This is a genomic window from Crenobacter sp. CS_VA4 (assembly GCF_055597485.1).
This window is the reverse complement of the sequence record NZ_JBVMAE010000177.1, coordinates 1-245: the sequence shown is the minus strand read 5'-3', so window position 1 is coordinate 245 and position 245 is coordinate 1. Positions and strand designations below refer to the sequence as shown.

Sequence of the window (245 nt, the reverse complement as noted above, 5' to 3'; positions counted from 1 at the left end):
CAGGTCCAACTCACCGAACCGTTTTTAAATGACGGTGGTCGGGACGAATTCGAGCATCGTGTCGCTGGGAGTCAGACGTTTGATCTTCCGATCGGCCAGTGCCGCACCGAGCGAGCCGGCCAGGTGGTCGTAGCAGAACCGCGCGCGCCGGAGATCGGCAGAGAATCGCAGGAGAACAAGGCGCTGCAATACAAGATTAAAGCCCAACGTTTCACACCCCACTCCAAAGGAGGGGGGAGGGGCGA

1 protein-coding gene is annotated in these 245 nt (G+C 59.6%); it reads right to left on the bottom strand.

What is annotated here, in order from left to right; genetic code table 11:
- Positions 1 to 24: 24 nt before the first annotated feature.
- A partial coding sequence (locus ACZ2IA_RS23210; protein WP_470294936.1) for a hypothetical protein occupies positions 25 to 245 on the bottom strand: 221 nt, incomplete at its 5' end.